This window comes from Pseudomonas svalbardensis, from assembly GCF_030053115.1.
GTDB lineage: Bacteria > Pseudomonadota > Gammaproteobacteria > Pseudomonadales > Pseudomonadaceae > Aquipseudomonas > Aquipseudomonas svalbardensis.
In genome coordinates, this window is sequence record NZ_CP125619.1 from 1,738,503 (window position 1) to 1,758,901 (window position 20,399).

The window sequence follows — 20,399 nt, forward strand, 5'->3', positions numbered from 1 at the left end:
ATGGAACTGATAACTGCTCCAACTGTGGTGATGGCGAATCATCCAAATCTCCAGGATCATTTGCGCCGCGAACTGGAATGGGAATTCAGCCAAGGTCCTGTAGATTTGCGGTATGTGCGAAGTCTCGTATCCTCGCCGAGGTTGAGGTCGTTGTTCGTCCGTGCTTTCAGCCATTCCGCATTAGCCGAAGCTGGCGACACGTTTTTGGATTCGCGCACGCTGTTGGCGGACTACCCTCAAAAAACCATGGCTATATCGCTCACGAATTATCTGCTTTTGGAGGGCACGGTAGAGGTTGTCGATAAATACAGTGCCAGTGACGCGTCGGTGATGAAACTTCAAGTCTGGCCATTCGAGCCAGGAGAGCTGAATGAGTTTGCTATGGCGGTCGCGGTGGCGTTGAGTTATACGCCTGCGGAGCTGATGGCGGAGTCGAGGATTTCGCTCGCGATAGATGAATTGGTCGGCAAATGGGGTTTCTATACCGACGAGTTTTGAGAACTACCTTCAAAATTTCCCTCAGCGATTTTAATGCTGAGGTGACCGCGCGATGAGTCGGTTGCACTTCTGCGTCGCGCTGGGAGATTGCACGGCTCTATGGGCTTGAGCGCATTGCAGGCCGAAGGTTTCTCTACCGGGTCCAGTTTTGAAGCATAAGGAACAGGCCTATTCGAGCTTGTCGAGGTACATCATAAGCCTAGTTTTGCCAGCGTCATTAGGCGGTGGAGGAGTTTAAGTAAGTCCGCTTCGTCGTTTTCGGACACAGCGAGGGCTGAGCCAAGTGCCTATCTCGATGTGAAGCAACTAATGTCAGAAAGCGATTCGTTTAAGAAGGATCTGACCGCCTCGTTAGCATCTCGATACTCGCGAGGAACAAAGCCAACCCCCATCTGGCTTATTTCGGCGAAGCCGGACTGATAAAAAGTCAGCAGCTCTAAGCTGCCCGTTCACTAACTTGGTTGCCAATGCTCTTTCCGCTAAGAGCGTTTTCGTTAGATACCGGACGAACGGCACAACATTTTCCTCGCGACTGTTCCATGGATCTCGATATGTAATCCTAAGAATCGACAGTGTTCGTCTGCAACATTTTGATTTTGTGGATGCACGATTTCATTAGAAAAAGTTTATGTGTTTGACAACTTAACGGTTGTTCTGTGATGTCCATTGTTCAGTATGGAGCTAAGCTGATGATCGGCATGAGATATCCCCTAACGCAGCTGATCTACACTGCAAGTAGATAGCGACTATATAATATTGAGTTATTTATTATTCTTCATTGCGCAGCGAAAAGTAACTAATGAAAGGGTCGACGGTGAATGCGTGTGTTTTTGGAATGCTGGACACGTGCGGACTTGAAAGCTACGTTGGTATTACCTGATTTCAAGGATTTGCATGATTCGACGAAATGAGTTTTTCTTCTGGTTTCGATTTTGTTTATGGATGGTGGGATATGCGAAATCTCCACAACTACTCCGAGATTTTTATCACTGAATATGATGAAGGTTTTCCGACAGATGAATTTGTGCCGGAAAAAAATTTAACTGTATTTTCCAATATTCAATGGCTGGATCAAAACTTAAATTACAGCACTGAGGCGAAGCTCCAGCGTTTAGCGATTATTTGGCGGCGACATCATGATATGCGCGTAATTCAAATGTTGGAAAAAGCACTTGTACGAGGCATTCTTTCTCCAGTACTTTGTGTAAGCGTACACCAGGACTCCTTGGAATTATTTCTGAATGCTCAGAGTAAACTCAAGCATGATGTGAATTTCAATAATGCTTGGAGCAATGTTGCATATTGCGAAAATGGAGAGCAGTGGAGTGTGACGGTATCGAATGCTAGTAATTTTTTGCACCATAATGTTAGCAGCTATGACGTCTATCACAGGCTTATCAGCACTATCGTTTATTGTTGCGAGTTAGGTCATGACTCATTTGCATATAGAGTATCGATAAAAGAATCTTGGATCTCGTACTGTCTTAAAGAGTTTCACAATTATGGCCATGAAAAATAATTCAAGTGGTTATAGAAAGGTCAAACTCACCAATGTCCGTACCTGGATTCGAACTCATGAACTGAACGCAATGGATTGGCTTGGAAGATTCTCAGTGGGGGAGGTCGTCGTTGAGCCTTATCCCATTGAAACGATTCCGTTCACTCCTCTGTTCATAGAGAAGTTGTATGTAATTATTCAGCCTGATGGATCTCTATGGAAGGAGGGCAGTATTTACTTATATCATCGATCAGTTGAGGGCTCGAATCCTAAGACATGTTCTAACATTGCCAGTGATCTAGCTGACTATATGAACACCTTAGACGCGGGCGGGCGGGAGTTTTTAAAATTCGAAGGGCCGAAATCAGAGCGGCCTACGTATTTTTATAAATCTGAGCTAAAAAAATTAATAATGAACGGGAGCATTGTAAGGGGAACGGGCAATAGAAAAATGTCAAGCGTTGTCGGAATGTATAGGTTCATGACAGAAGTAAGGCATTTTGTTCCTCAGCAACCTATGTGGAAATCTTCAGTAAGAAACATTGTCTATCTCGATCGCCATGGTTTTAGTCACTCCAAGCAAATTATGGTAACCGATTTAACGTTCAAAAATGCAGCTTCGATCGGCACCGGTGACTATATCGAAGATGGAGGAAAACTATATCCCATTGAGCGCGAACATCAGCGTGCGCTAATTGAAGTTCTGATTCTCTTAGAAAACACGGAGATGCAGCTCATTTACATGGTCGCATTGACGACTGGTATGCGGATTCAATCAATACTGACGTTCAGGTTTCGAATGGTCGATCAGGGAGCAGGTGAAGGTGGGCGCGCTCTTATACCCGTTACTATCGGGCCTGGGACTATGACCGACACAAAGTGGCGAAAGGAGCAAGCCGTGTTGATACCTGAATGGGTGCATCACGAGTTAACATGTTATATAAACTCCGCACGTTATAAGAATAGGGCTGCAAAATCTTTAATTACCTCCGAAGGCGATCAATATGTGTTTTTCACCAAGTCTGGAATGCCATATTACATAGCAGAGTGTGATTCAGAACTATACGGATTCAGTGATGAAGACGGCTCCGCGATCAGAGCTTTTCAAAAAGTAATGATTGACAAGCTCTTGCAGTTAGGGAAAGGATTGAAATTTAGGTTTCATGATCTGCGCGCAACTTTTGGAATGAACCTTGTCGAGGATAACATTAAGCTGGTGGCCGACGGCTCGATCAATATGCTTCAGTTAATAGATTTGGTTAAAACTCGGCTTTGTCAAAATAGCATTAAGGTTGCTATGCGATACCTGAAATTTCGCGAGGACCACAAGTTGGTGGCGCAAGCGCAATCTCAGTTCGAAGATCATTTGAAAGATATGATTACCAGTCAGAGGAGAAAGCATGAGAGAGAACGATCGGACCTTTCATGAAGTTGACATTAGGCTCCATGATATGGACAGCATCCAGCCAGTACTAGGCGCAATACCTCCTCAAGATCTAGTGCTGAAGTTCACCGATGCGCGTCGTTTCGATATTGGTGCGCTTTGCTATACCAATAGATTCAAGTTCGCACGTGCCGTCGTTAAATTCGTAGAACCTGACAGTCTCAGAACTGATAGATGCACCGCAATCAACAATTTTCTTTCTGCCCACGTGACCGACTATTACACAGAATCTAGCAATCTGACGTTTTACGCCAATATATTGAAGATCAATTCAATGGTTACTTGGTGCGATAAAAATGATTTTCAGGATCTTCTACTCGCACCAGAACAATACAAGGAAGCTTTAGCGAGTTACACCCATCATCTTCTTATGAGGTTGGATCGGGGCGAAATCAAACAATTTACTGCCAGCCTTCTTCAGAGTACCGCATTAAAAAGCGGCAATGACTTTTTTCCTAATTGTAAGGTGAATTTTTATAGTGATATCCCTTTTATCTCTGTTTCTGGAAGTGACAAAAATAGTACAACGGTTCCTTCTGCATCAAAAATGGCCGAGCACTTGACGTTATGTGATTCAATTTTCCGTGAAGTAACAAAATTCTTACTCGATTTCAATGATTTTCCGTATCGTATGCCGATGCTCGGTGAATATGTTTGGTTGTTGCCTGCTGAATATCCTTTCGTTACTAAAAAATTTATTGATCAAAACAAAAAGAAAATATCGTCGAACATTTTCTGGGATTATGAGAAGGGGCGCTTGCGGCCATTAAAGGACTGTTTTCCTCTTAGCTCGCAACGGGATGATCAGATAATCCGACAGCACGCAGGTGCCCAACAGCTGATCAAAGACGCAAACGGTGACTTCTACCACGAAAAGAGATTCAGGTTGGGCAAACTCGCTCATGATGCTTTTGTTTCGCTGTTTGTGGCTAATAGTGGATATAGCGAAACACAAACACGAAAGATCCGATGGAATAACAGTTACTCAGTTGAAAGTTCAACGACGCACGGCTTCTGTGAGATAAAGATGAGAGCTGGCGGTATGCTGGTGAGCATCCACGTTAAAAAAACCTTCATAAAGCATTTCGAGCGATATCTTCTGCTCAGGAGGTATCTATGCGCTGGCGTCGATTGTCCATACCTTTTTTTAGGAATGAAGTGCCATGGGTACGGAGTGAGGGGCAAGCTGCAAGTTGATGCGATCAAAAATTTTAATGAACGCGTTGTTAATTACGTGGATCCTGATTTTAAGGGGTTAGGCTATCGAGAGCTTAGGAAATATAAAAGCCACTACCTGCTATCTGAAAAGCATTCGCTCGCAACTGTGTCTGCCGTCATGCAAACCAGTCAAGCGACGATATTGACCAGCTATTCAGACGCCGAAGAAAACACCGCAATCGATGAGATATCTTCAATGATGCATCGGTTGAAAAATTGTCTCGATGACTACACCGGCCAAAAAACCCCTGCGGGTGATTGCTCCGACAATGGTCATGCAAGTGCGGAAATCCAAACTCCTGAAGGATATGAGCCTAATTGTAAATCTTTTGTGGGGTGCTTGTTCTGTGAAAATTTCACGACGCATGTAACTCCGGAGGATATCAGAAAACTATTAAGTATGCGTTTTGTGATCAATGAGTACATGGCCTCCTGCACTGATCACGATCACTTTCGGAGAGTTCACGGCCAAGCAATCGAACAGATAGACCGTATCATTGCGGAGCTGCTGGCCGCACGGCCGGATGTTGCTGATTTGGTGAACATTATTAGGAATGAAATCAACGATAACTTCGAGCTTACCCCCTATTGGGAGCGGCAATATGAGAGGTTAATCAAGCTGAAGGTGATGAAATGAAAGGCGTAACCGAGAAGGCAAAGCCGTTTCCAGTTAGAGTTGAGCACCTCAATACAGACGTTTTTTATGGGATGGACTTCAAAAGAATCGGGCCTGGTTTGGTTATTTCAAGAGATTCAACAGGTAGTCCAATTTGTCATTTTGAGGATTACGAATGGAGTTTCCCCGCTTATAAGCTCCAATTAAAAGATAAATGCGATTTTTCTTTTTCATATTTGAAGCGTGACACCAGTGTCGATTTGACTAGTACTTTTTTTTGCAAGAAAATATTTTTGATGCGTATGTTTTTTCCAGGCTCCAAAAGTGGTCAGCCCATCAGGCTTCCCAGCATGCATGTAATGGGACTCTTGCTCCGCAAGCTGTTTGATTTTTCCGAGCAGCACTCTGTAAGTGTGCAGGCAGTTTTTTTGGAGTCTTCAAACTTCGAAACGTTTGCTGATACATTACCTGTGAGTTTGTTCAAAGAAGTGAAGCTGCTGATACGCACCATGAATAGGCTCAGTATTTCGGATCTGGGATTTTCCGTGAGCGGGATGGTTCTTCTTTCTATAAAAAAGAGATTTGCTGAAGCTTTTAAGGAAGCCGACCAACACCCTGTCATTCCTAGTAGGATCCTTTGGACAAAATATGTTCAGTACAACACCTGTCTGGCGGATTTTGATAAGCATTCACATCAGTTAGTCGAGTTTATTCAGAAAGTTAGCCGCAATCCATATTATGCGCGTAGATACAAGCCCGACGGAAGTTCTAGCGATCCTGACTTCTCAGAAAAATCGACCCTGGACAATCAGGATTCATATACTGATTTCTTACCGGCGATTGATGACTTCGGGCTTCAGGAATTACAGAAAAAATATAAATGGCGGCACGTCGGAAACGTATCGAGTTTTCTATCGTTGGTTCAGTACTGTTGTAAATCTCTCATACATATTTACACGCTCATGCGGCACCATGAGGCGCTAGAGTTATGCACAGACTGCTTGGAGTCTGTTAGGGGCTGGAACAACGATGCCTTGTATGTGGCAAGCATATCCACGAAGCTTACGAGCACGGCTGCTCCGAACAAATGGATCACAATTGACGCTATAGTGAAACCAATTGAAATATTGACTGTAATCAATTCGCTGCTTTCTCCATTTGTAAAAAATGAAGATAATCGCGATAGGCTTTTTATATCCGTTTCCGTTTTGCCCTTTAGCAACGGTGTCGACCCTCAGGATGGTAAGCTGGTAAGCGGTGCTAACTGCGAATCCAAGCTTTCGCCAGTCCTGATCACAGAGGATGATATCTTCGAACTTGAAGCTATAGATCCCTTTCGAAATTGGCGCGCAGACAAGAAATTTCAAATCGGAAAACCTTGGAGAATTACTTCTCACCAGTTTGCCGATCAATCGCTGTGTTTGCCGGCCAGAGTGGACTTATAACTCTACCCTCACTTAAGCGTCTTCTTAATCATTTGACCAAGGTGATGGCTACTTACTACATGAAAGGATGCTCTGCCAATAACTACATTTTCGGACTGCTCAACCCAGTTTTGACTTTGGAAATGAAGCGGGCTAAGGGGGATGCCGATACAGCAATGTACATTCGTGATGTTATACGCTCAGAACGTGAGTTGTATGGGTTTCATGGAAGCCGAGTGATGCAGGATAGAGTTAATTCGCCTTGGTTGTACGATTCTCCGGAGGCTACCGCGAAACAAGTTAGGCTAGGCTTATTAGCTTATGAGGAGACGCCCTTCGGCGGCTGCGCCTCTACTACGCCGTGTAACAAGCGTGCTCATGGCAATTTTATCGATTGTCCTGGCTGTCCCAAGAGTGTTTTAGATCCAGATAAAATAGAAGAGACTATCAAGCTGGTCGAGTGGGATTTAGCGGAGTTACAGCCGGGAACCATAGAATACAAAGCGGAACTGAGAAATCTGGAAGACTACAAAAACGTTCAAAAGCTGGTGCTGAGCAAGGCCGGTAAATAATCGCGTCTATCGCGTCTATATTATTGGTTAACTGTAGTGAGGAAATGACATGAAAGCTGACAAGTATAAATCAAAGCTGCTCCCTTATCTCGCAGCTCTTCGGCGCCTGCTTGAAGGTAAAGAGTTTATTGTTCCAACTAAAAGTACACCTACGATCCATTCGGTTGCTTGCTGGGCTGGTAAACAGAAAAATCGTGTTAAGGGAAAACACTTAACCTCTATTGATACTACGCCTTCTGATGAGAAGGGGAGTTAGGGGGTAAATGCGTGTCCTATAGGTTTATTATTTGATGAGGGCTGTGTTGTGGATAGTAATGAGCTGACGTCAACGCTGCTTCCTTATTATGAAGCCCTCAATCGATTGGTTGAAAATAAAACCTTAATTGTTCCGGCGGGAAGTAAAATAACGCTGAATTCGGTTGCGTTGGAAGCCGGAAAAAGCGAAGGCAGTATCAAGAAAAGCCGACCAGTTTATAGAGCATTGATAGAAGAAATAAAAGTCCGCGCGCGGCAACAGATGGAAGCACGCGCCCCAGGTTCGTTTAAGGTAAGTGAAGCGAAAGATAAAGCCTCAAAGGAAAAGGCCACAGCTGATAGTTTTAAGGAAATGTACAAAGCCGGATTAGCACGCGAGCTTATGCTTCTCATGCAACTGGACAAGGCAGAGGAGAGTCTCAGGAAAGTCAGCAATGTGGTTCCTATTCGACCGCGCGATGGACATCAAGGAGACTGAGACCTCGGGCTGTCCATTTGTCCATTCCCGCTCGTAACTCTTTCCCTCGGTGATATCCGCTGTCCAATGCTGCTCCCTTACTGATTGCGCCATCATTTCCCTCTTTTAACATTCCTTCTCTCTTCCCGGTCCATTACGCCAAAGCACGCCTAGCGATGCTTTGCGCTGCAAGCGCAGTAATGTTGTGGAGGGTTGACCAAGGAAATCTTGTGCTTTGCGAGGGATGTCCATGTCCATGCGCCAACTCACGATATTGAAAAAATGGCTGTAACTCACGCGTAATTCTGCACCTTGACCGTGTGCAGCGTGATGTCGACCACGTCACCGTCGGCGCCGACTTGCGGCATCTCGATCCAGTCACCGACCCGCAGCATGTCGTTGCTGGTCAGCTGCACGCTGGCGACGAACGACAGCAGGGTGTCCTTGTAGACCAACAGAATTACCGCCGACATGGCGCCCAGACCCGACAGCAGCAATAGCGGCGAACGGTCGATGAGGGTGCCAACGATGATGATCGCGCCAAACACGTACAAGACCATTTTCGCCAGTTGTATGTAGCCTTTGATCGAGCGGGTACGGGCATGTTCGGTGCGCGCGTAGATGTCCAGCAGGGCGTTGAGCACGGCGCTGATGGCCAGCACCAGAAATAGAATGGTGAACGCCAGCGCCACATTGCCAAGGAAGATCAGGCTGGTCTTGCTCAGCTCCGGCACCAGGTGCAAGCCGAACTGGATCACCAGCGACGGCGTCATCTGTGCCAGGCGATGAAAGACCTTGTTGTGGCGTAAATCGTTGACCCAGTGCAGCGCCGGCTGGCGGCCAAGCATTTTGGTCGCATGCAGGATCAGGTAACGCGCCACTCGTCCGAGGACCAGTGCAATCACCAGCAACACCATCAGCGCCAGGCTGGAATGCAGGAGCGGGTGCTGATCGAGCGCACCCCAAAGGTCTTGGACGTTGAGCCAGAGCTGTTTGATATCCATGGGTAAAAACGGTTCTTCTGTAGGACGCGACGGGGCAATTAGAGCATTTAAGACGCTTTGGATGACGTTTGAGGACAAAAGACGCAACAAAAAAACCACTGTTTAGCGCCGTTTGTATAAAGAAACTCGGCCTGAGCGCTCGAAACCGTTACCCTATGCAGCTGTTTTTTTGTATTTCTTCGAGGTAGCACCCGTGTTTTCCCAATTCGCCCTGCACGAACGCCTGCTCAAAGCCGTGGCCGAGCTTAAATTTGTCGAGCCAACGCCAGTGCAAGCAGCGGCTATTCCGCTGGCGCTCCAAGGGCGTGACCTGCGGGTGACAGCGCAAACCGGCAGCGGCAAAACCGCTGCATTCGTTTTGCCGATCCTCAACCGTCTGATCGGCCCGGCTAAAGTCCGCGTCAGCATCAAGACCCTGATCCTGCTGCCGACCCGCGAGCTGGCCCAGCAAACCATCAAGGAAGTTGAGCGTTTCGCTCAGTTCACCTTCATCAAGTCCGGCCTGATTACCGGCGGTGAAGACTTCAAGGTCCAGGCTGCCATGCTGCGCAAGGTGCCGGACATTCTGATCGGTACGCCGGGCCGGATGATCGAGCAACTGAACGCCGGCAACCTCGACCTCAAAGAAGTCGAAGTACTGGTCCTCGACGAAGCCGACCGCATGCTCGACATGGGCTTTGCCGAAGACGTCCAGCGTCTGGTGCAAGAGTGCACCAACCGCCAGCAGACCATGCTGTTCTCCGCCACCACTGGTGGTTCGGGCCTGCGCGAGATGGTCGCCAAGGTGTTGAACAACCCTGAGCACCTGCAGCTGAACAACGTCAGCGATCTGAACGCGACCACCCGTCAGCAGATCATCACCGCTGACCACAACCAGCACAAAGAACAGATCGTGAACTGGCTGCTGGCCAACGAGACCTACCAGAAGGCCATCGTGTTCACCAACACCCGGGCCATGGCTGACCGTATCTACGGCCGTCTAGTGGCGCAGGAATACAAAGCGTTTGTCCTGCACGGTGACAAAGACCAGAAGGATCGCAAGCTGGCCATTGACCGCCTGAAGCAGGGCGGCGTGAAAATCCTGGTTGCCACCGACGTCGCCGCTCGCGGCCTCGACGTGGACGGCCTGGACCTGGTGATCAACTTCGACATGCCACGCAGCGGCGACGAGTATGTTCACCGCATCGGTCGTACCGGCCGTGCCGGCAACGATGGCCTGGCCATCTCGCTGATCTGCCACGGCGACTGGAACCTGATGTCGAGCGTCGAGCGCTACCTCAAGCAGAGCTTCGAGCGCCGTACCATCAAGGAAGTCAAAGGCACCTACGGCGGACCGAAAAAGGTCAAGGCCTCGGGCAAAGCCGTTGGCGTGAAGAAGAAAAAAGTCGACGCCAAAGGCGACAAGAAGAAAACCGGCGCCAAGGCACCGACCAAACGCAAAATCGCCAACCGCCCGAAGACCGACGCCCTGTCGCTGGTCAGCAAGGACGGCATGGCGCCGCTCAAGCGCCGCAAGCCGGAAGCGCCGGCTGCTGAATAAGCAGTTTTAGCGACCCATAAAAAACCGGACCAATGTCCGGTTTTTTTATGCCTGAAATTCCTGAGCTTGATTAACTCTCGGCTTTCTTCTCCGCCGAACTCAGTTCCTTCAATCGCTGATCAATTAACTGGCACTTGTCCGGCAGATCCTTGCTCGCCGTCTCCAGATCCATTTTCTGCAGCTCAGCGTTGATCTCCTTGGCCTTGGCCGGATTTTGTTCGGTGAGCTTGGTCACTTCCTTGGCTAATTGTTCGCGTTTTTCAGTGGCTTCCTCGGGGGTGCAAGCCCAGGCGGGGAGGGCGCAGGCGAGGGTGGCGGCGAGGGTGAGTTTCAGCAGGGTTTTCATTGGGGTGGGCCTCATTTCCGGTTAAGACGGGTTATCCGGTTGAGGGTTGAAGGGCGTAAAAAGTTCAGAGACGCCAAACCCGGTCGCCTTTTGGGCGTCGGTTTGACTATAAGGATCAGCCGCCCAGCGGTACAGAGCTCCGTTTCTGAACTTGATGTAGGGGAAATGTCCTGGTGCGGTCGGATAGTCTCAGGCAATTTGCTGATGACTAAACACTGTCAACATCTGTGGGAGCAAGCTCACTCCCACAGTGGATTTTCGGTATTTGGAGATAGTGTGTTCGGTACAAATCCAATGTGCTCTGTGGTCTATCCCCCATGGCAGCAACTGGCCGCTGCCTTGTCGTCATACTGATCATGTAGCCTCACCCACTCCATGATTTCCTCTTCATTGCGCCCCTTGGGCGTCAGGTCCAAGTAGTTGTAAGCCCCGACCAACATGTCCAGACCGCGGGCATAAGTGGAATAGGTGTGGAAAATCTCACCAGCATCGTTGCGATAAAACACGCTGAGGCCGGGGAGTTCTTCTTCGGCCCCGTCGGATTTTTCGTAGTTGTAGGTGGCTTTGCCGGCGGTGACGTCTTCTGCTCGGGCCGAGACGCCGAAGTCGTAGTTGAAGTCGCAGCCTTCTGACGACACCCAATCGAATTTCCAGCCCATACGCCGTTTGAAGGCCTGGAATTCGGCGAACGGTGCGTGGGAAACCGCCACCACGGCGACGTCATGGTGGGCCAGGTGTTGGTTGGCACCGTCGATGTGGTCGGACAGGAACGAGCAGCCCGAACAGCCTTCGTCCCAGCCTTTGCCAAACATGAAGTGGTAGATGACCAACTGGCTACGGCCGCCGAACAGGTCGGCCAGTTTCAGTTCGCCGTTCGGGCCCTGAAAGCGGTAGTCCTTGTCGATTTTCACCCAGGGCAGCGCGCGGCGTTCGGCGCTGAGTTTGTCGCGATCTTTGGTGAAGGCTTTTTCGTGGGTCAGGTGTTGCTTACGGGCGGCGAGCCATTCTTCTCGGGAGACGACGGGATGATTCTGAATGTTCATTGGGATTCTCCTGCGGGGTGCTGGGAGGTGACTTACACAACCTAGTCGTTTGACCTACGCCCAATTCGACATACCGCCGGTCGGTGCTGTTCAAAACCTCGGCTGAACGGCTACGAACCGCGCCGGTCACAACCTATGAAGGCCATCTCACTCTCTGGCTTTGGAGGTTGAATCAGGATGACGACTTATAACTGGGATTTGATTGAACGCTTGTTGCACGAGGTGCAGAACAGCGCCGGCCACAGCTTTACGCCACGGCCCTACGCCGAACAGTACGCGGCGGAGAAAGCGGCGAACGGCGAGGCGATTGAGAACCTGGATCATCTGAAAGCAGTGGCTGGTGAATATGAAAAGTTACTGTTGGCGCGCGGCTATATTGAGCCTCGGCCTGATGATCAAGGTGGCAACGGTTCGAATTACATTTTGACGCCACGGGGCTCGAGTTTATTGAGCCTGATCGACAGCAGTATTCCGGGGAATGACCATCCGCGGCAGGTGTTGGATGAGCAGGAAGATGCGCTGGATGAGGTGAGGTTTGATGAGATAGCGTCGAGGGCGCAGATTGCCTGACGAATCACCCCATAACCCATTGTGGGAGCGAGCCCGCTCGCGATTGCGGTACATCAGTAACATCATTGTTTACTGATACACCGTAATCGCGAGCAGGCTCGCTCCCACATTGGATTTGTGTTGCGCTTAGCTCTGTTGCGCTGCCTTCAGGCACTTCAAATCATTGAAATCCTTCCTCACACCCTCGATCTTCTTCAACAACCGCTGGCGCTGTTCCGGTGTGCTTTCGGCCATCAAATCTACAAACAGTCCCCGTGCCTGGGCTTCGGTGCTGGCGTAGGCCTGGCGATAAGCGGGCGTCCACAAGCTCTCGCGATTCACCAGAAGCGTCTCGATGCGCTGTGGGAATTCTGGACTCTGGCGCTGCGCAACCGTCGCACTGAATTGCTTCTGCCAATGGGCACGGTTGGCGATCCATTGCGTATTCTGGTCACCCAAGGTGTTGGACCACGCAACAACGCGTAGCTGCTGGGTTGCGCTGAGCGGGCCGAGCCAGTCATTCAGGCGTTTTTCCATACGCTGGCTGCGCGCCTTGATCTGTTGATCGAGAGACGGTTTGAGGTATCGCTCCTGGCGCTTGTTCTGGTCCTTGACAAAGGCGTCGTTCATCTCTGCGACTTGCTTGTCATCCAGCCCCTGTAACAGCTCAATGGCCGACGGGGTGATTTCCCGGGCGGTCTGGGCGATGGCCTGTTTGGCTTCCTTGACGCGGGTTTGCAGCGCAGCGTCGGTGACCTGGTTGGTCTCGACCATGACCTGCAAGCGGTCCAGCCAGTCGAGGTAGCCCGGCAGTTGCGTGGTGCAGTGCCAGCTCAGGTGTTCCTTGAGGCGCTCGTTGAACCAGCCTTTCTGCTCGCCGTTCATGTCCAGGTAGTCGCTGAGCGTCCACGGGATGATCACGTCGAGGTTGCGATAGGCCAGGCCCACGCGGCTGCACGCACCGAGGGCGAGACTGAGGGTGATAACGACGGCGAGACACTTCAACCAGCGCGACATGGGCGAATCCTTTGCGAAGGCCTGGCTTTTTTAATGGGCTTTTCTATGTGAACGCAGGATGAGCCTCGCAGTTCAGCCGATCAATAAAAGGCGCGTTCGGCCTTGAGGGTGATTAGCCCGTCGCATTGGCTGTTGTGCCCGGAATAGGCGGAGCAACTGTTGCCGCTCAAGCTGGAGTCACTGTAGATCAGGTCCAGATCGACGCCCATGAACGGGCGGGAAAGTTGCACTGACCAGTCGGTGAAACTGCCTACATACCCACCGTCTACGGACACCGGCGTGTTGAGCTGGTGGGTGGTGTATTTCATGCTGATCCCGATGCCGAAGGGCTGATTGCCACCGAGGTCGGCGAATACGGTGCTGTTCTGTTTGTCCGGGTCATTGCTGAAGGCTGCGCCGAAACGGCTGCCCAAAAAGGTCAGGCCACCGAAAAGCTCCTGGCTGTCGAGGGTGTCCACTTTCGGATAGCTGTAACGGATCATGCCGACTTCGTACCCGAGGGTATTATCGAAAGGCTGTTTAAAGCCCATGTAGGAGTCGACTTCAAGGTTGGCCCCAGGCGTTAAACCCATGCTCGGTGCCCATTGGCCCACGTAAAAACCGCTGTCGTGACTCAGGTCGAGACCACCGTGGAACGAGCCGGTGCTGGAAGGTTTGACCAGCCCCTGGGCCATGCTGCGGCTGGGGGTAGTGCCGAGTTTGAGATCGAAGTCGCCCAATTCACGCTGAAAGATTTGCGCATTGGCGACCGAACACGACAGCAGGGTGCCGAGCAATAAATAGGAGGGTTTGAGCATGCGTCACTCCATGACAGCGAGGTGCAGGCACTAAAAACCTACTGAAACGCTTGATCTAGACGTGTGCAAGCATACCGGCGAATGCTCGGCATCGAGGGCCGTTCGTCGATTTTTGAAATATTGGTTTGTTTGCGGGGGTGTTGCGAGGAGGGTTCCAGTCCAAGCGCTTCGAAGCTCAAAGCGCTTAGGGACCAGGTGACGCGGCGGATCTTGGGGACGTTACTTCTTGCCCAGAGTGATCTGCTTGGACGGGCCGAACGTCTGGCCGCTGACGCCTTTGGCAATTTGTTGGATCTCTCCGCCGGACTTGAGGAACGCAGCAATCTGGTTGTTGATCGATTCGCTGGTTTCAACGGCTGGAGCTGGCTTTGCTTTGCTGTTGGATGCTTTTACACGCATGGCGGCCATTAACCTATAGAAAATTAACTTGGCCAGGCATCGTACAGGAAATACTTGACAATTGCTTGGTAAATATCCCCCCGAAATGCACAGAGCAGATGAAGAATTAATCACAAGTTATTATTCTGAATAGGCCTCTAAGCTGCTGTTTTAACTAAGAACAATCGTGAAAAATTACAGTTTTCCGCCTGGCGGACAGGTGCGAAAATCTCCAGAACGGCCTGACGAGCGGCCTGGTGCGTGCGGTAAAGCCCAGGAAAATTAAGCCCTTCAGAGGATTTTCTTGCGCCACCGGGCTGGCCAGCGAACGCATCCCGCAAAACCGGGTAGAATGCCGCCCACGCAATGAGGGTATTGGAAATGGCTTTAGTCGGGCGCTACAACAGTTTGCAAGTGGTTAAACACACTAACTTCGGTTTATATCTGGACGGTGGCGCGGATGGCGAAATCCTCCTGCCTAATCGTTATATTCCCAAAGATATTCCCAGCGAAGATGAAGACTGGCTCAACGTTTTTATTTATCTGGACAGCGATGACAAACTCATCGCAACTACCGAAAAGCCGAAAGTTCAAGTCGGTGAATTCGCCAGTTTAAAAGTCGTTGAAGTCAACAGCATCGGTGTTTTCCTGGATTGGGGCTTGCCGAAGGATCTGTTGCTGCCGTACTCCGAAGAAAAGCGTCAGATGACCGCCGGCGAGTATGTGGTGGTGCACGTCTACCTCGACAAGCACACCCGCCGCATCACCGCGACGGCGCGTCTGGACCGCTACCTCGACAAGACCCCGGCCAACTACACCCCTGGCCAGGAAGTTGATTTGCTGGTTGCCGAAGCCACCGACATGGGCTTCAAGGCGATCATCAACAACAAGCACTGGGGCCTGATTCACAAGAACGAAATCTTCAAGTTCATGCGCGCCGGTAAAGAAGAGAAGGGCTTTATCAAAGAAGTCCGCTCCGACGGCAAGATCAGCCTGAGCCTGCAACCGGTCGGCGAAGAAGCCGCCACCAGCCTGAACTCGAAGATTCTCGCCAAGCTGCGCGACAACAATGGCAGCCTGCCGGTCAGCGACAAGAGCGACCCGACGGTTATCACCAGCATGTTTGGCGTGAGCAAGGGCAACTTCAAAAAGGCCATCGGTGCGTTGTACAAGAACGGGCAAATCGTTATTCATGCCGATCGCATTGAACTGAGCTGACCTCGCGCCCGCCCTCATGTAACGCGATTGCATCGGGTTGGACTGTGATGAAAAAGTCCCGGCCCTGTGTCGGGGCTTTGCTTTTTACTGTCGAGTGTCTGCCATGTTTTGTGTTGTCGAGGTGTTCCGGTGAGCGCCACCCGGCGCAGCGCCGATGGGTTTGCCCTGCAAGTGATGATTGGGTTGTGCCTGATCTGGGGTATTCAGCAGGTGATGATCAAGTGGGCGGCGCCAGACATCGCGCCGGTCATGCAGGCCGCCGGGCGCTCGGGTATTTCCGCGTTACTTGTAGGATTGTTGATCTGCTGGAAGGGCGGCTGGGATCAAATGGGCAACACCTGGCGCGGTGGACTACTGGCTGGCGCGCTTTTTGGCCTGGAGTTCTTCTTCATTTCCGAAGGCCTGCAACTGACCACGGCCGCGCACATGTCGGTGTTCCTTTACACCGCGCCGATCTTCACCGCATTGGGCGTTCATTGGCTTTTGCCGAGTGAGCGTTTAAGACCGGTCCAGTGGCTGGGGATTTTCCTCGCCTTCGTCGGGATTGCCATCGCCTTTGCCGGCGGGGTGTCGTGGGACAACCTCGATCACCGCATGTTGATGGGCGATGCCTTGGGCGTGCTGGCTGGCGCGTCATGGGGTGCAACCACGGTGGTGGTGCGCGCTTCGCGCCTGTCGGAAGCGCCGGTGACGCTAACGCTGTTCTATCAATTGATTGTCGGTTTCGTTGGCCTGTTGCTGATCGCGATCCTCAGCGGCCAGGTCACCCACGTCAGCCTGACCACCGTGGCGGTGGCCAGTGTGTTGTTTCAGGGATTGGTGGTGTCGTTCTTCAGCTACCTGACCTGGTTCTGGCTGTTGCGCCGTTATCTGGCGGCGAATCTGGCAGTGTTTTCGTTCATGACGCCGCTGTTCGGCGTCACGTTCGGCGTGGTGCTGCTGGGCGAAGAGCTGAGCTTCAACTTCGTTGTCGGCGCGGTGCTGGTGCTGTTGGGCATCACGTTTGTCAGCGCTGAGCAGTGGGTGCGCCGTCGCTTGCGCAAAGCCCTTGGGCAGAGCTGACCGGACTTAGCAGTAAACCGCCAGCCACCAGCAAACCACAGCCAGCGAGCGCGCTGGCTGCAAACCACCGCTGAAGTGGCTGCTTAACGCCGCCAGCAACGGCCCGCTGAGCTGACCCACCGCAAAGCACGCCGTCAGCAGCCCGGCGTTGCGCTGGGTGGCGCTGGGTGGCGTGGGGCGCCAGTTCCCGGGAACGTTGCATCACCAGCTGCCTGCGTGATCGCCGGCTGGGGCGTGGCGCTGATGTCGGAGTCGATGCTCGCCAGCCTGCCGGGCCGCGAAAGCGTGGCGGTGCATCCGTTGGCCGAGCCATTTGCCAGTGCCACCACGTGGCTGATGTGGCGAAAAGGCATGGTCGGGACGAACTTGAATGCGTGGCTTGAGCAGCAAAAATGGGTCTATCCGTCGGCGCCGAGTCAGGCTCGGGCGTTGGCTTGAACTATCGGTCAAGTATTTTGATCAATTCAGTAACAGATCATTGCGACTTTGGGCGAGCATTACGTAGGACTTCGGACTATTATCAGTGCGAAGTGGCTACAGAATTTTGGCCACTCGGCACTACCCTGAAGGGGGCACCATGAAAGAGAAAATCCAAAACTGGCTGCACGACCTGGGTGTTGCACTCGGTTTGATCGAACCACCTTTGCAACCTGTGCCTATTCGCACTGACGACGAACAACGCCGACGCCAGCAGCGCCGCCGGTAAGCGTAACGCAGCCGTTGTAGCAGCTGCCGAGCACCGCGAGGCTGCGTTCGGCTCGGGCCGCGTTCGGACGAAGCAGTCGTAGGTTCGGTGCGCGCGCGTAATACTGACGGAATGCAATTGTATGTTCTGCGACTGCTTCGCGGTCGAACGCAGCCTCGCAGGCTCGGCAGCTGCTACAGGGGCGCGCTAGCTCAAGAGGTGGCAAACTCAATGCCGCCCAATCTCCATCAAAAACCGGCTCAAGTCATTCGCCGTTCTGGCGGTCTTGAGCATCTGATCTTCCTCCGCCGTAAATGCCGTCAAACCCAGCTCATCTTCCAGATGGAAGATCAGCTCTTCGATATCTTCTTTATCCAATCCCAATTGCGCCAGGCTCGCGTTGTCGTCGAAGTCATCCTGACTCTCCAGCAGGCGGCGGATGAAACGATGCACGGCAGCACGAACGGCAGCTCTTTTCATGGTTGTTCTTCGAGGGCGTTATTGTTGTTGTCCCTGGGGCTGAGTACAGCAGGCTTCAGGCGTGCAAGCGCTGCCACTCGTCAATCATCGTGCGCAAATGTTCCCCGGAAAAACTCCCGAAATGCCCGCCGTGCACCGTGCGGATCGGCAACTCGCGCAAACGCTGCAGGCTGCGGGCGTAGTCGTCGAGGTTGGAGTGGTAGGCGTCTTCGATCAGTGGCCCGTCGTAGATGATGTCGCCGCTGAACAGGGTTTCGGTCGCTGCTTCGTAAAGGCTGATGCCGCCCGGTGAATGCCCCGGCGTATGCAGCACTTGCAGCGTGCGGTTGCCCAGATCCAGCACGTCGCCTTCTTCGATCAGGCCGGTGGCTGGCGCGGCTTTGACCCGGTATTCGGCGTAGCACAGTGGGCAGTCGGGGTGAGCCTCGAACATGTCGTCGCCGACAAAGGCTTTGCTCAAATCGTTGTCGCCGTCGGGTGCGGCGAGGATGTCCGCTTCAGCCGGATGCACCAGCCGCTCAGGGAATTCGTGGTGTCCGGCGATGTGGTCGAAATGGCAATGACTGGCCACGGCGACCAGCGGCCGCTCGGTGATCCACGGCAGTTGCTCGCGCAGGCTGACCAACCCGGAGCCGCTGTCGAGCAGCAAGTCTTTGTCGCGTCCCTGGATGTGCCAGAGGTTGCAGCGATAGAAGGGGCGGATGTAAGGCTCGTGAATCAGGCGAATGCTGTCGCTGAGTTGTTTGACTTCAAACCACTGATCGCGAGAAACAATCTTCATCAAGGTTTTCTCCAGACGAAAAAAAACGGATGTGGCAACCGACGCCACACCCGTCGAAGAAAGCATCAAGTCGTTATGTTCAGCTTAGGCGGCGCTGGCCACCGCTGCAGGGCGAGGGGACAGCAAGCTGACCACCACGAAACTCACCAGACCCACGCCGAGGCTGTAGTAGATCGGGGTGTTGGCGTCCATTCCGTCCTTGATCATGAACACCAGCGCTGTGGCGAAGCCCAGGCCCATGCTGGCGATGGCGCCGGCCGTGGTTGCGCGTTTCCAGAAAATTGCACCGATCAGCGGGATCAGCATGCCACCCACCAACAGGTTGTAGGCCAGGGTCAGGGCGCTGATCACGTCGTTCACCACCAGCGCGATACCCAGCACGGCGATGCCGGTCAGCAGGGTGAACAGGCGGTTGATGCCCAGGCTCGACTGTTTACCGCCGCGCAGTTTCGGCAGCAGGTCTTCGGTCAGGGTGGTGGCGGCGGCGAGCAGGCCGGCGCTGGCGGTGGACATCATGGCGGCCAGTGCAGCAGCGATCACCAGGCCACGGATACCGTCTGGCAGGGACAGTTTGACGATGGCGGCGAAGGCATTGTTGACGTTGTCCAGGTCTGGGATCAGTACATGAGCGGCCATGCCGATCAGGGCACAGGCCAAACCGTAGAAGATGCAATAGATGCCCGCGAAAGTACCGGCAACCTGAGCCACTTTGGCGCTCTTGACGGTGAACACACGCTGCCAGATGTCCTGGCCAATCAGGATCCCGAAGAAGTAGATCATGAAGTAGGTGATGATGGTGTCCCAGCCGATGGTGGTGAAGCTGAAGGCGGCTTCCGGCAGTTTCAACACCAACTCATCCCAACCGCCGACGCGGTACAGGCAGATCGGCAACAGGATGAACATCAGGCCGACGGTCTTGATCACGAACTGGACGATGTCGGTAAGGGTCAGGGACCACATGCCGCCGATGGCCGAGTAGATCACCACCACGCCACCGCCGAGCAGTACCGAGATCCAGAACGGCAGGCCGAACAGCACTTGCAGCACGGTGCCGATTGCCAGGATCGAGGTCACGCCGATCATCAGCGCGTACGCCAGCATGATCGCCGCGCTCGCCGAGCGGGCCATCGGGTTGTAGCGTTTTTCCAGCACTTGGGTAACGGTGTAGATTTTCAGCTTCAGCAGCGGTTTGGCGAGGAACAGGTTCAGCGCCACGATCCCGCAACCCAGTGCGGCGCAGAGCCAGAAACCGGAGATGCCATGGACGTAGCCCAGACGCACAGTACCGACGGTAGAAGCACCGCCCAGAACGGTAGCGGCCATGGTGCCCATGTACAGGGTAGGGCCGAGGTTACGACCGGCGACCAAGTAGTCTTCGTTGGTCTTGGCCTTGTGCATGCCGAAGTAGCCGAGTACCAGCATCGCGGCGGCGTAAATGAGAACGACGAATAAATCCAATGCCATGATGGCGTGTCTCCGATTGTCTTTTTTATGGTGAAACAAAGATGGTTCTGTGG

21 protein-coding genes and 3 pseudogenes are annotated in these 20,399 nt (G+C 52.3%); 14 read left to right on the forward strand and 10 right to left on the reverse strand.

Annotation, left to right across the window (positions count from 1 at the left end; all coding sequences use genetic code 11):
- From QFX16_RS07910 to QFX16_RS07945, 8 genes are all read left to right on the forward strand, one after another.
- Positions 1-498, forward strand: coding sequence for a hypothetical protein (locus QFX16_RS07910; RefSeq protein ID WP_283183491.1), 498 nt, complete (start codon positions 1-3; stop codon positions 496-498).
- A gap of 907 nt (positions 499-1,405) precedes the next feature.
- Positions 1,406-2,017 (forward strand): hypothetical protein, encoded by a 612-nt coding sequence (locus QFX16_RS07915; RefSeq protein WP_283183492.1) that lies wholly within the window; start codon positions 1,406-1,408, stop codon positions 2,015-2,017.
- Positions 2,001-3,425 (forward strand): site-specific integrase, encoded by a 1,425-nt coding sequence (locus QFX16_RS07920; RefSeq protein WP_283183493.1) that lies wholly within the window; start codon positions 2,001-2,003, stop codon positions 3,423-3,425. The genes QFX16_RS07915 and QFX16_RS07920 overlap by 17 nt, the downstream gene beginning before the upstream one ends.
- On the forward strand, positions 3,397-5,295 hold the full coding sequence (locus QFX16_RS07925; protein WP_283183494.1) for a hypothetical protein: 1,899 nt from the start codon (positions 3,397-3,399) through the stop codon (positions 5,293-5,295). The genes QFX16_RS07920 and QFX16_RS07925 overlap by 29 nt, the downstream gene beginning before the upstream one ends.
- Positions 5,292-6,719, forward strand: a complete 1,428-nt coding sequence (locus QFX16_RS07930; protein WP_283183495.1) for a hypothetical protein — start codon at positions 5,292-5,294, stop codon at positions 6,717-6,719. Before QFX16_RS07925 ends, QFX16_RS07930 begins: the two co-directional genes overlap by 4 nt.
- Before the next feature lie 44 nt (positions 6,720-6,763).
- Positions 6,764-7,270 carry a hypothetical protein gene (locus tag QFX16_RS07935; RefSeq protein ID WP_283183496.1) on the forward strand — a complete coding sequence of 169 codons (507 nt, stop codon included), beginning with the start codon at positions 6,764-6,766 and terminating at the stop codon, positions 7,268-7,270.
- Between the two features lie 49 nt (positions 7,271-7,319).
- Positions 7,320-7,526, forward strand: coding sequence for a hypothetical protein (locus QFX16_RS07940; RefSeq protein ID WP_283183497.1), 207 nt, complete (start codon positions 7,320-7,322; stop codon positions 7,524-7,526).
- A gap of 48 nt (positions 7,527-7,574) precedes the next feature.
- Positions 7,575-8,003, forward strand: coding sequence for a hypothetical protein (locus QFX16_RS07945; RefSeq protein ID WP_283183498.1), 429 nt, complete (start codon positions 7,575-7,577; stop codon positions 8,001-8,003).
- A gap of 278 nt (positions 8,004-8,281) precedes the next feature.
- Here the strand turns inward: QFX16_RS07945 and QFX16_RS07950 are convergent.
- A pseudogene (locus tag QFX16_RS07950) lies at positions 8,282-8,986 on the reverse strand (mechanosensitive ion channel domain-containing protein); the annotation flags it as partial.
- 193 nt (positions 8,987-9,179) lie between these two features.
- Here QFX16_RS07950 and QFX16_RS07955 point away from each other — a divergent pair.
- Entirely contained in the window at positions 9,180-10,526 is a 1,347-nt protein-coding gene (locus QFX16_RS07955; RefSeq protein ID WP_064679181.1) for a DEAD/DEAH box helicase, read from the forward strand.
- Between the two features lie 70 nt (positions 10,527-10,596).
- Here QFX16_RS07955 and QFX16_RS07960 read toward each other — a convergent pair whose 3' ends face one another.
- Both QFX16_RS07960 and QFX16_RS07965 read right to left on the reverse strand, forming a co-directional pair.
- Positions 10,597-10,872: a hypothetical protein gene (locus tag QFX16_RS07960; protein WP_283183499.1), complete on the reverse strand. Its 276-nt coding sequence runs from the start codon at positions 10,870-10,872 to the stop codon at positions 10,597-10,599.
- Positions 10,873-11,180: 308 nt separating this feature from the next.
- Positions 11,181-11,915, reverse strand: coding sequence for a DUF899 domain-containing protein (locus QFX16_RS07965; RefSeq protein WP_283183500.1), 735 nt, complete (start codon positions 11,913-11,915; stop codon positions 11,181-11,183).
- Positions 11,916-12,092: 177 nt separating this feature from the next.
- Here QFX16_RS07965 and QFX16_RS07970 point away from each other — a divergent pair, with 177 nt between their 5' ends.
- Positions 12,093-12,485, forward strand: coding sequence for a transcriptional regulator (locus QFX16_RS07970; protein ID WP_283183501.1), 393 nt, complete (start codon positions 12,093-12,095; stop codon positions 12,483-12,485).
- Between the two features lie 126 nt (positions 12,486-12,611).
- Here QFX16_RS07970 and QFX16_RS07975 read toward each other — a convergent pair whose 3' ends face one another.
- From QFX16_RS07975 to QFX16_RS07985, 3 genes are all read right to left on the reverse strand, one after another.
- On the reverse strand, positions 12,612-13,481 hold the full coding sequence (locus QFX16_RS07975; protein ID WP_283183502.1) for a DUF6279 family lipoprotein: 870 nt from the start codon (positions 13,479-13,481) through the stop codon (positions 12,612-12,614).
- Between the two features lie 80 nt (positions 13,482-13,561).
- Entirely contained in the window at positions 13,562-14,278 is a 717-nt protein-coding gene (locus tag QFX16_RS07980) for a TorF family putative porin (protein ID WP_283183503.1), read from the reverse strand.
- Between the two features lie 219 nt (positions 14,279-14,497).
- A complete protein-coding gene (locus QFX16_RS07985) occupies positions 14,498-14,686 on the reverse strand; it encodes a PFL_1563 family small protein (RefSeq protein WP_017337097.1) in 189 nt (62 codons plus the stop codon).
- Between the two features lie 351 nt (positions 14,687-15,037).
- On the opposite strand from QFX16_RS07985, the gene QFX16_RS07990 reads away from it, so the two are divergent.
- Both QFX16_RS07990 and QFX16_RS07995 read left to right on the forward strand, forming a co-directional pair.
- Positions 15,038-15,874 (forward strand): CvfB family protein, encoded by an 837-nt coding sequence (locus tag QFX16_RS07990; protein ID WP_283183504.1) that lies wholly within the window; start codon positions 15,038-15,040, stop codon positions 15,872-15,874.
- 129 nt (positions 15,875-16,003) lie between these two features.
- Positions 16,004-16,936 (forward strand): DMT family transporter, encoded by a 933-nt coding sequence (locus QFX16_RS07995; RefSeq protein ID WP_283183505.1) that lies wholly within the window; start codon positions 16,004-16,006, stop codon positions 16,934-16,936.
- Here QFX16_RS07995 and QFX16_RS08000 read toward each other — a convergent pair.
- Positions 16,881-17,147, reverse strand: a pseudogene (locus tag QFX16_RS08000) (YbfB/YjiJ family MFS transporter); the annotation flags it as partial. The gene QFX16_RS07995 and the pseudogene QFX16_RS08000 sit on opposite strands and share 56 nt — an antisense overlap.
- Between QFX16_RS08000 and QFX16_RS08005 the strand changes: the two are divergent.
- Both QFX16_RS08005 and QFX16_RS08010 read left to right on the forward strand, forming a co-directional pair.
- A pseudogene (locus tag QFX16_RS08005) lies at positions 17,138-17,374 on the forward strand (LysR substrate-binding domain-containing protein); the annotation flags it as partial. The pseudogenes QFX16_RS08000 and QFX16_RS08005 overlap by 10 nt on opposite strands.
- 139 nt (positions 17,375-17,513) lie before the next feature.
- Positions 17,514-17,642, forward strand: coding sequence for a PA1414 family protein (locus tag QFX16_RS08010; RefSeq protein WP_007914492.1), 129 nt, complete (start codon positions 17,514-17,516; stop codon positions 17,640-17,642).
- A gap of 207 nt (positions 17,643-17,849) precedes the next feature.
- On the opposite strand, the gene QFX16_RS08015 is transcribed toward QFX16_RS08010, so the two are convergent.
- From QFX16_RS08015 to QFX16_RS08025, 3 genes are all read right to left on the reverse strand, one after another.
- The gene (locus QFX16_RS08015) at positions 17,850-18,101 is read right to left on the reverse strand and encodes an acyl carrier protein (protein WP_283183506.1); all 252 of its coding nucleotides are present in this window, start codon (positions 18,099-18,101) and stop codon (positions 17,850-17,852) included.
- 55 nt (positions 18,102-18,156) lie between these two features.
- Entirely contained in the window at positions 18,157-18,882 is a 726-nt protein-coding gene (locus QFX16_RS08020) for an MBL fold metallo-hydrolase (RefSeq protein WP_283183507.1), read from the reverse strand.
- A gap of 84 nt (positions 18,883-18,966) precedes the next feature.
- Entirely contained in the window at positions 18,967-20,346 is a 1,380-nt protein-coding gene (locus QFX16_RS08025) for a sodium:solute symporter family protein (protein WP_283183508.1), read from the reverse strand.
- Positions 20,347-20,399: the final 53 nt, after the last annotated feature.

What these genes read in the sequence shown, in the direction of transcription:
- QFX16_RS07910 (WP_283183491.1), top strand. Translation starts at nt 1, where the DNA reads ATGGAACTGATAACTGCTCCAACTGTGGTGATGGCGAATCATCCAAAT.
- QFX16_RS07915 (WP_283183492.1), top strand. Translation starts at nt 1,406, where the DNA reads ATGAGTTTTTCTTCTGGTTTCGATTTTGTTTATGGATGGTGGGATATG.
- QFX16_RS07920 (WP_283183493.1), top strand. Translation starts at nt 2,001, where the DNA reads ATGGCCATGAAAAATAATTCAAGTGGTTATAGAAAGGTCAAACTCACC.
- QFX16_RS07925 (WP_283183494.1), top strand. Translation starts at nt 3,397, where the DNA reads ATGAGAGAGAACGATCGGACCTTTCATGAAGTTGACATTAGGCTCCAT.
- QFX16_RS07930 (WP_283183495.1), top strand. Translation starts at nt 5,292, where the DNA reads ATGAAAGGCGTAACCGAGAAGGCAAAGCCGTTTCCAGTTAGAGTTGAG.
- QFX16_RS07935 (WP_283183496.1), top strand. Translation starts at nt 6,764, where the DNA reads ATGGCTACTTACTACATGAAAGGATGCTCTGCCAATAACTACATTTTC.
- QFX16_RS07940 (WP_283183497.1), top strand. Translation starts at nt 7,320, where the DNA reads ATGAAAGCTGACAAGTATAAATCAAAGCTGCTCCCTTATCTCGCAGCT.
- QFX16_RS07960 (WP_283183499.1), bottom strand. Translation starts at nt 10,872, where the DNA reads ATGAAAACCCTGCTGAAACTCACCCTCGCCGCCACCCTCGCCTGCGCC.
- QFX16_RS07965 (WP_283183500.1), bottom strand. Translation starts at nt 11,915, where the DNA reads ATGAACATTCAGAATCATCCCGTCGTCTCCCGAGAAGAATGGCTCGCC.
- QFX16_RS07970 (WP_283183501.1), top strand. Translation starts at nt 12,093, where the DNA reads ATGACGACTTATAACTGGGATTTGATTGAACGCTTGTTGCACGAGGTG.
- QFX16_RS07975 (WP_283183502.1), bottom strand. Translation starts at nt 13,481, where the DNA reads ATGTCGCGCTGGTTGAAGTGTCTCGCCGTCGTTATCACCCTCAGTCTC.
- QFX16_RS07980 (WP_283183503.1), bottom strand. Translation starts at nt 14,278, where the DNA reads ATGCTCAAACCCTCCTATTTATTGCTCGGCACCCTGCTGTCGTGTTCG.
- QFX16_RS07985 (WP_017337097.1), bottom strand. Translation starts at nt 14,686, where the DNA reads ATGGCCGCCATGCGTGTAAAAGCATCCAACAGCAAAGCAAAGCCAGCT.
- QFX16_RS07990 (WP_283183504.1), top strand. Translation starts at nt 15,038, where the DNA reads ATGGCTTTAGTCGGGCGCTACAACAGTTTGCAAGTGGTTAAACACACT.
- QFX16_RS08010 (WP_007914492.1), top strand. Translation starts at nt 17,514, where the DNA reads ATGAAAGAGAAAATCCAAAACTGGCTGCACGACCTGGGTGTTGCACTC.
- QFX16_RS08015 (WP_283183506.1), bottom strand. Translation starts at nt 18,101, where the DNA reads ATGAAAAGAGCTGCCGTTCGTGCTGCCGTGCATCGTTTCATCCGCCGC.
- QFX16_RS08020 (WP_283183507.1), bottom strand. Translation starts at nt 18,882, where the DNA reads ATGAAGATTGTTTCTCGCGATCAGTGGTTTGAAGTCAAACAACTCAGC.
- QFX16_RS08025 (WP_283183508.1), bottom strand. Translation starts at nt 20,346, where the DNA reads ATGGCATTGGATTTATTCGTCGTTCTCATTTACGCCGCCGCGATGCTG.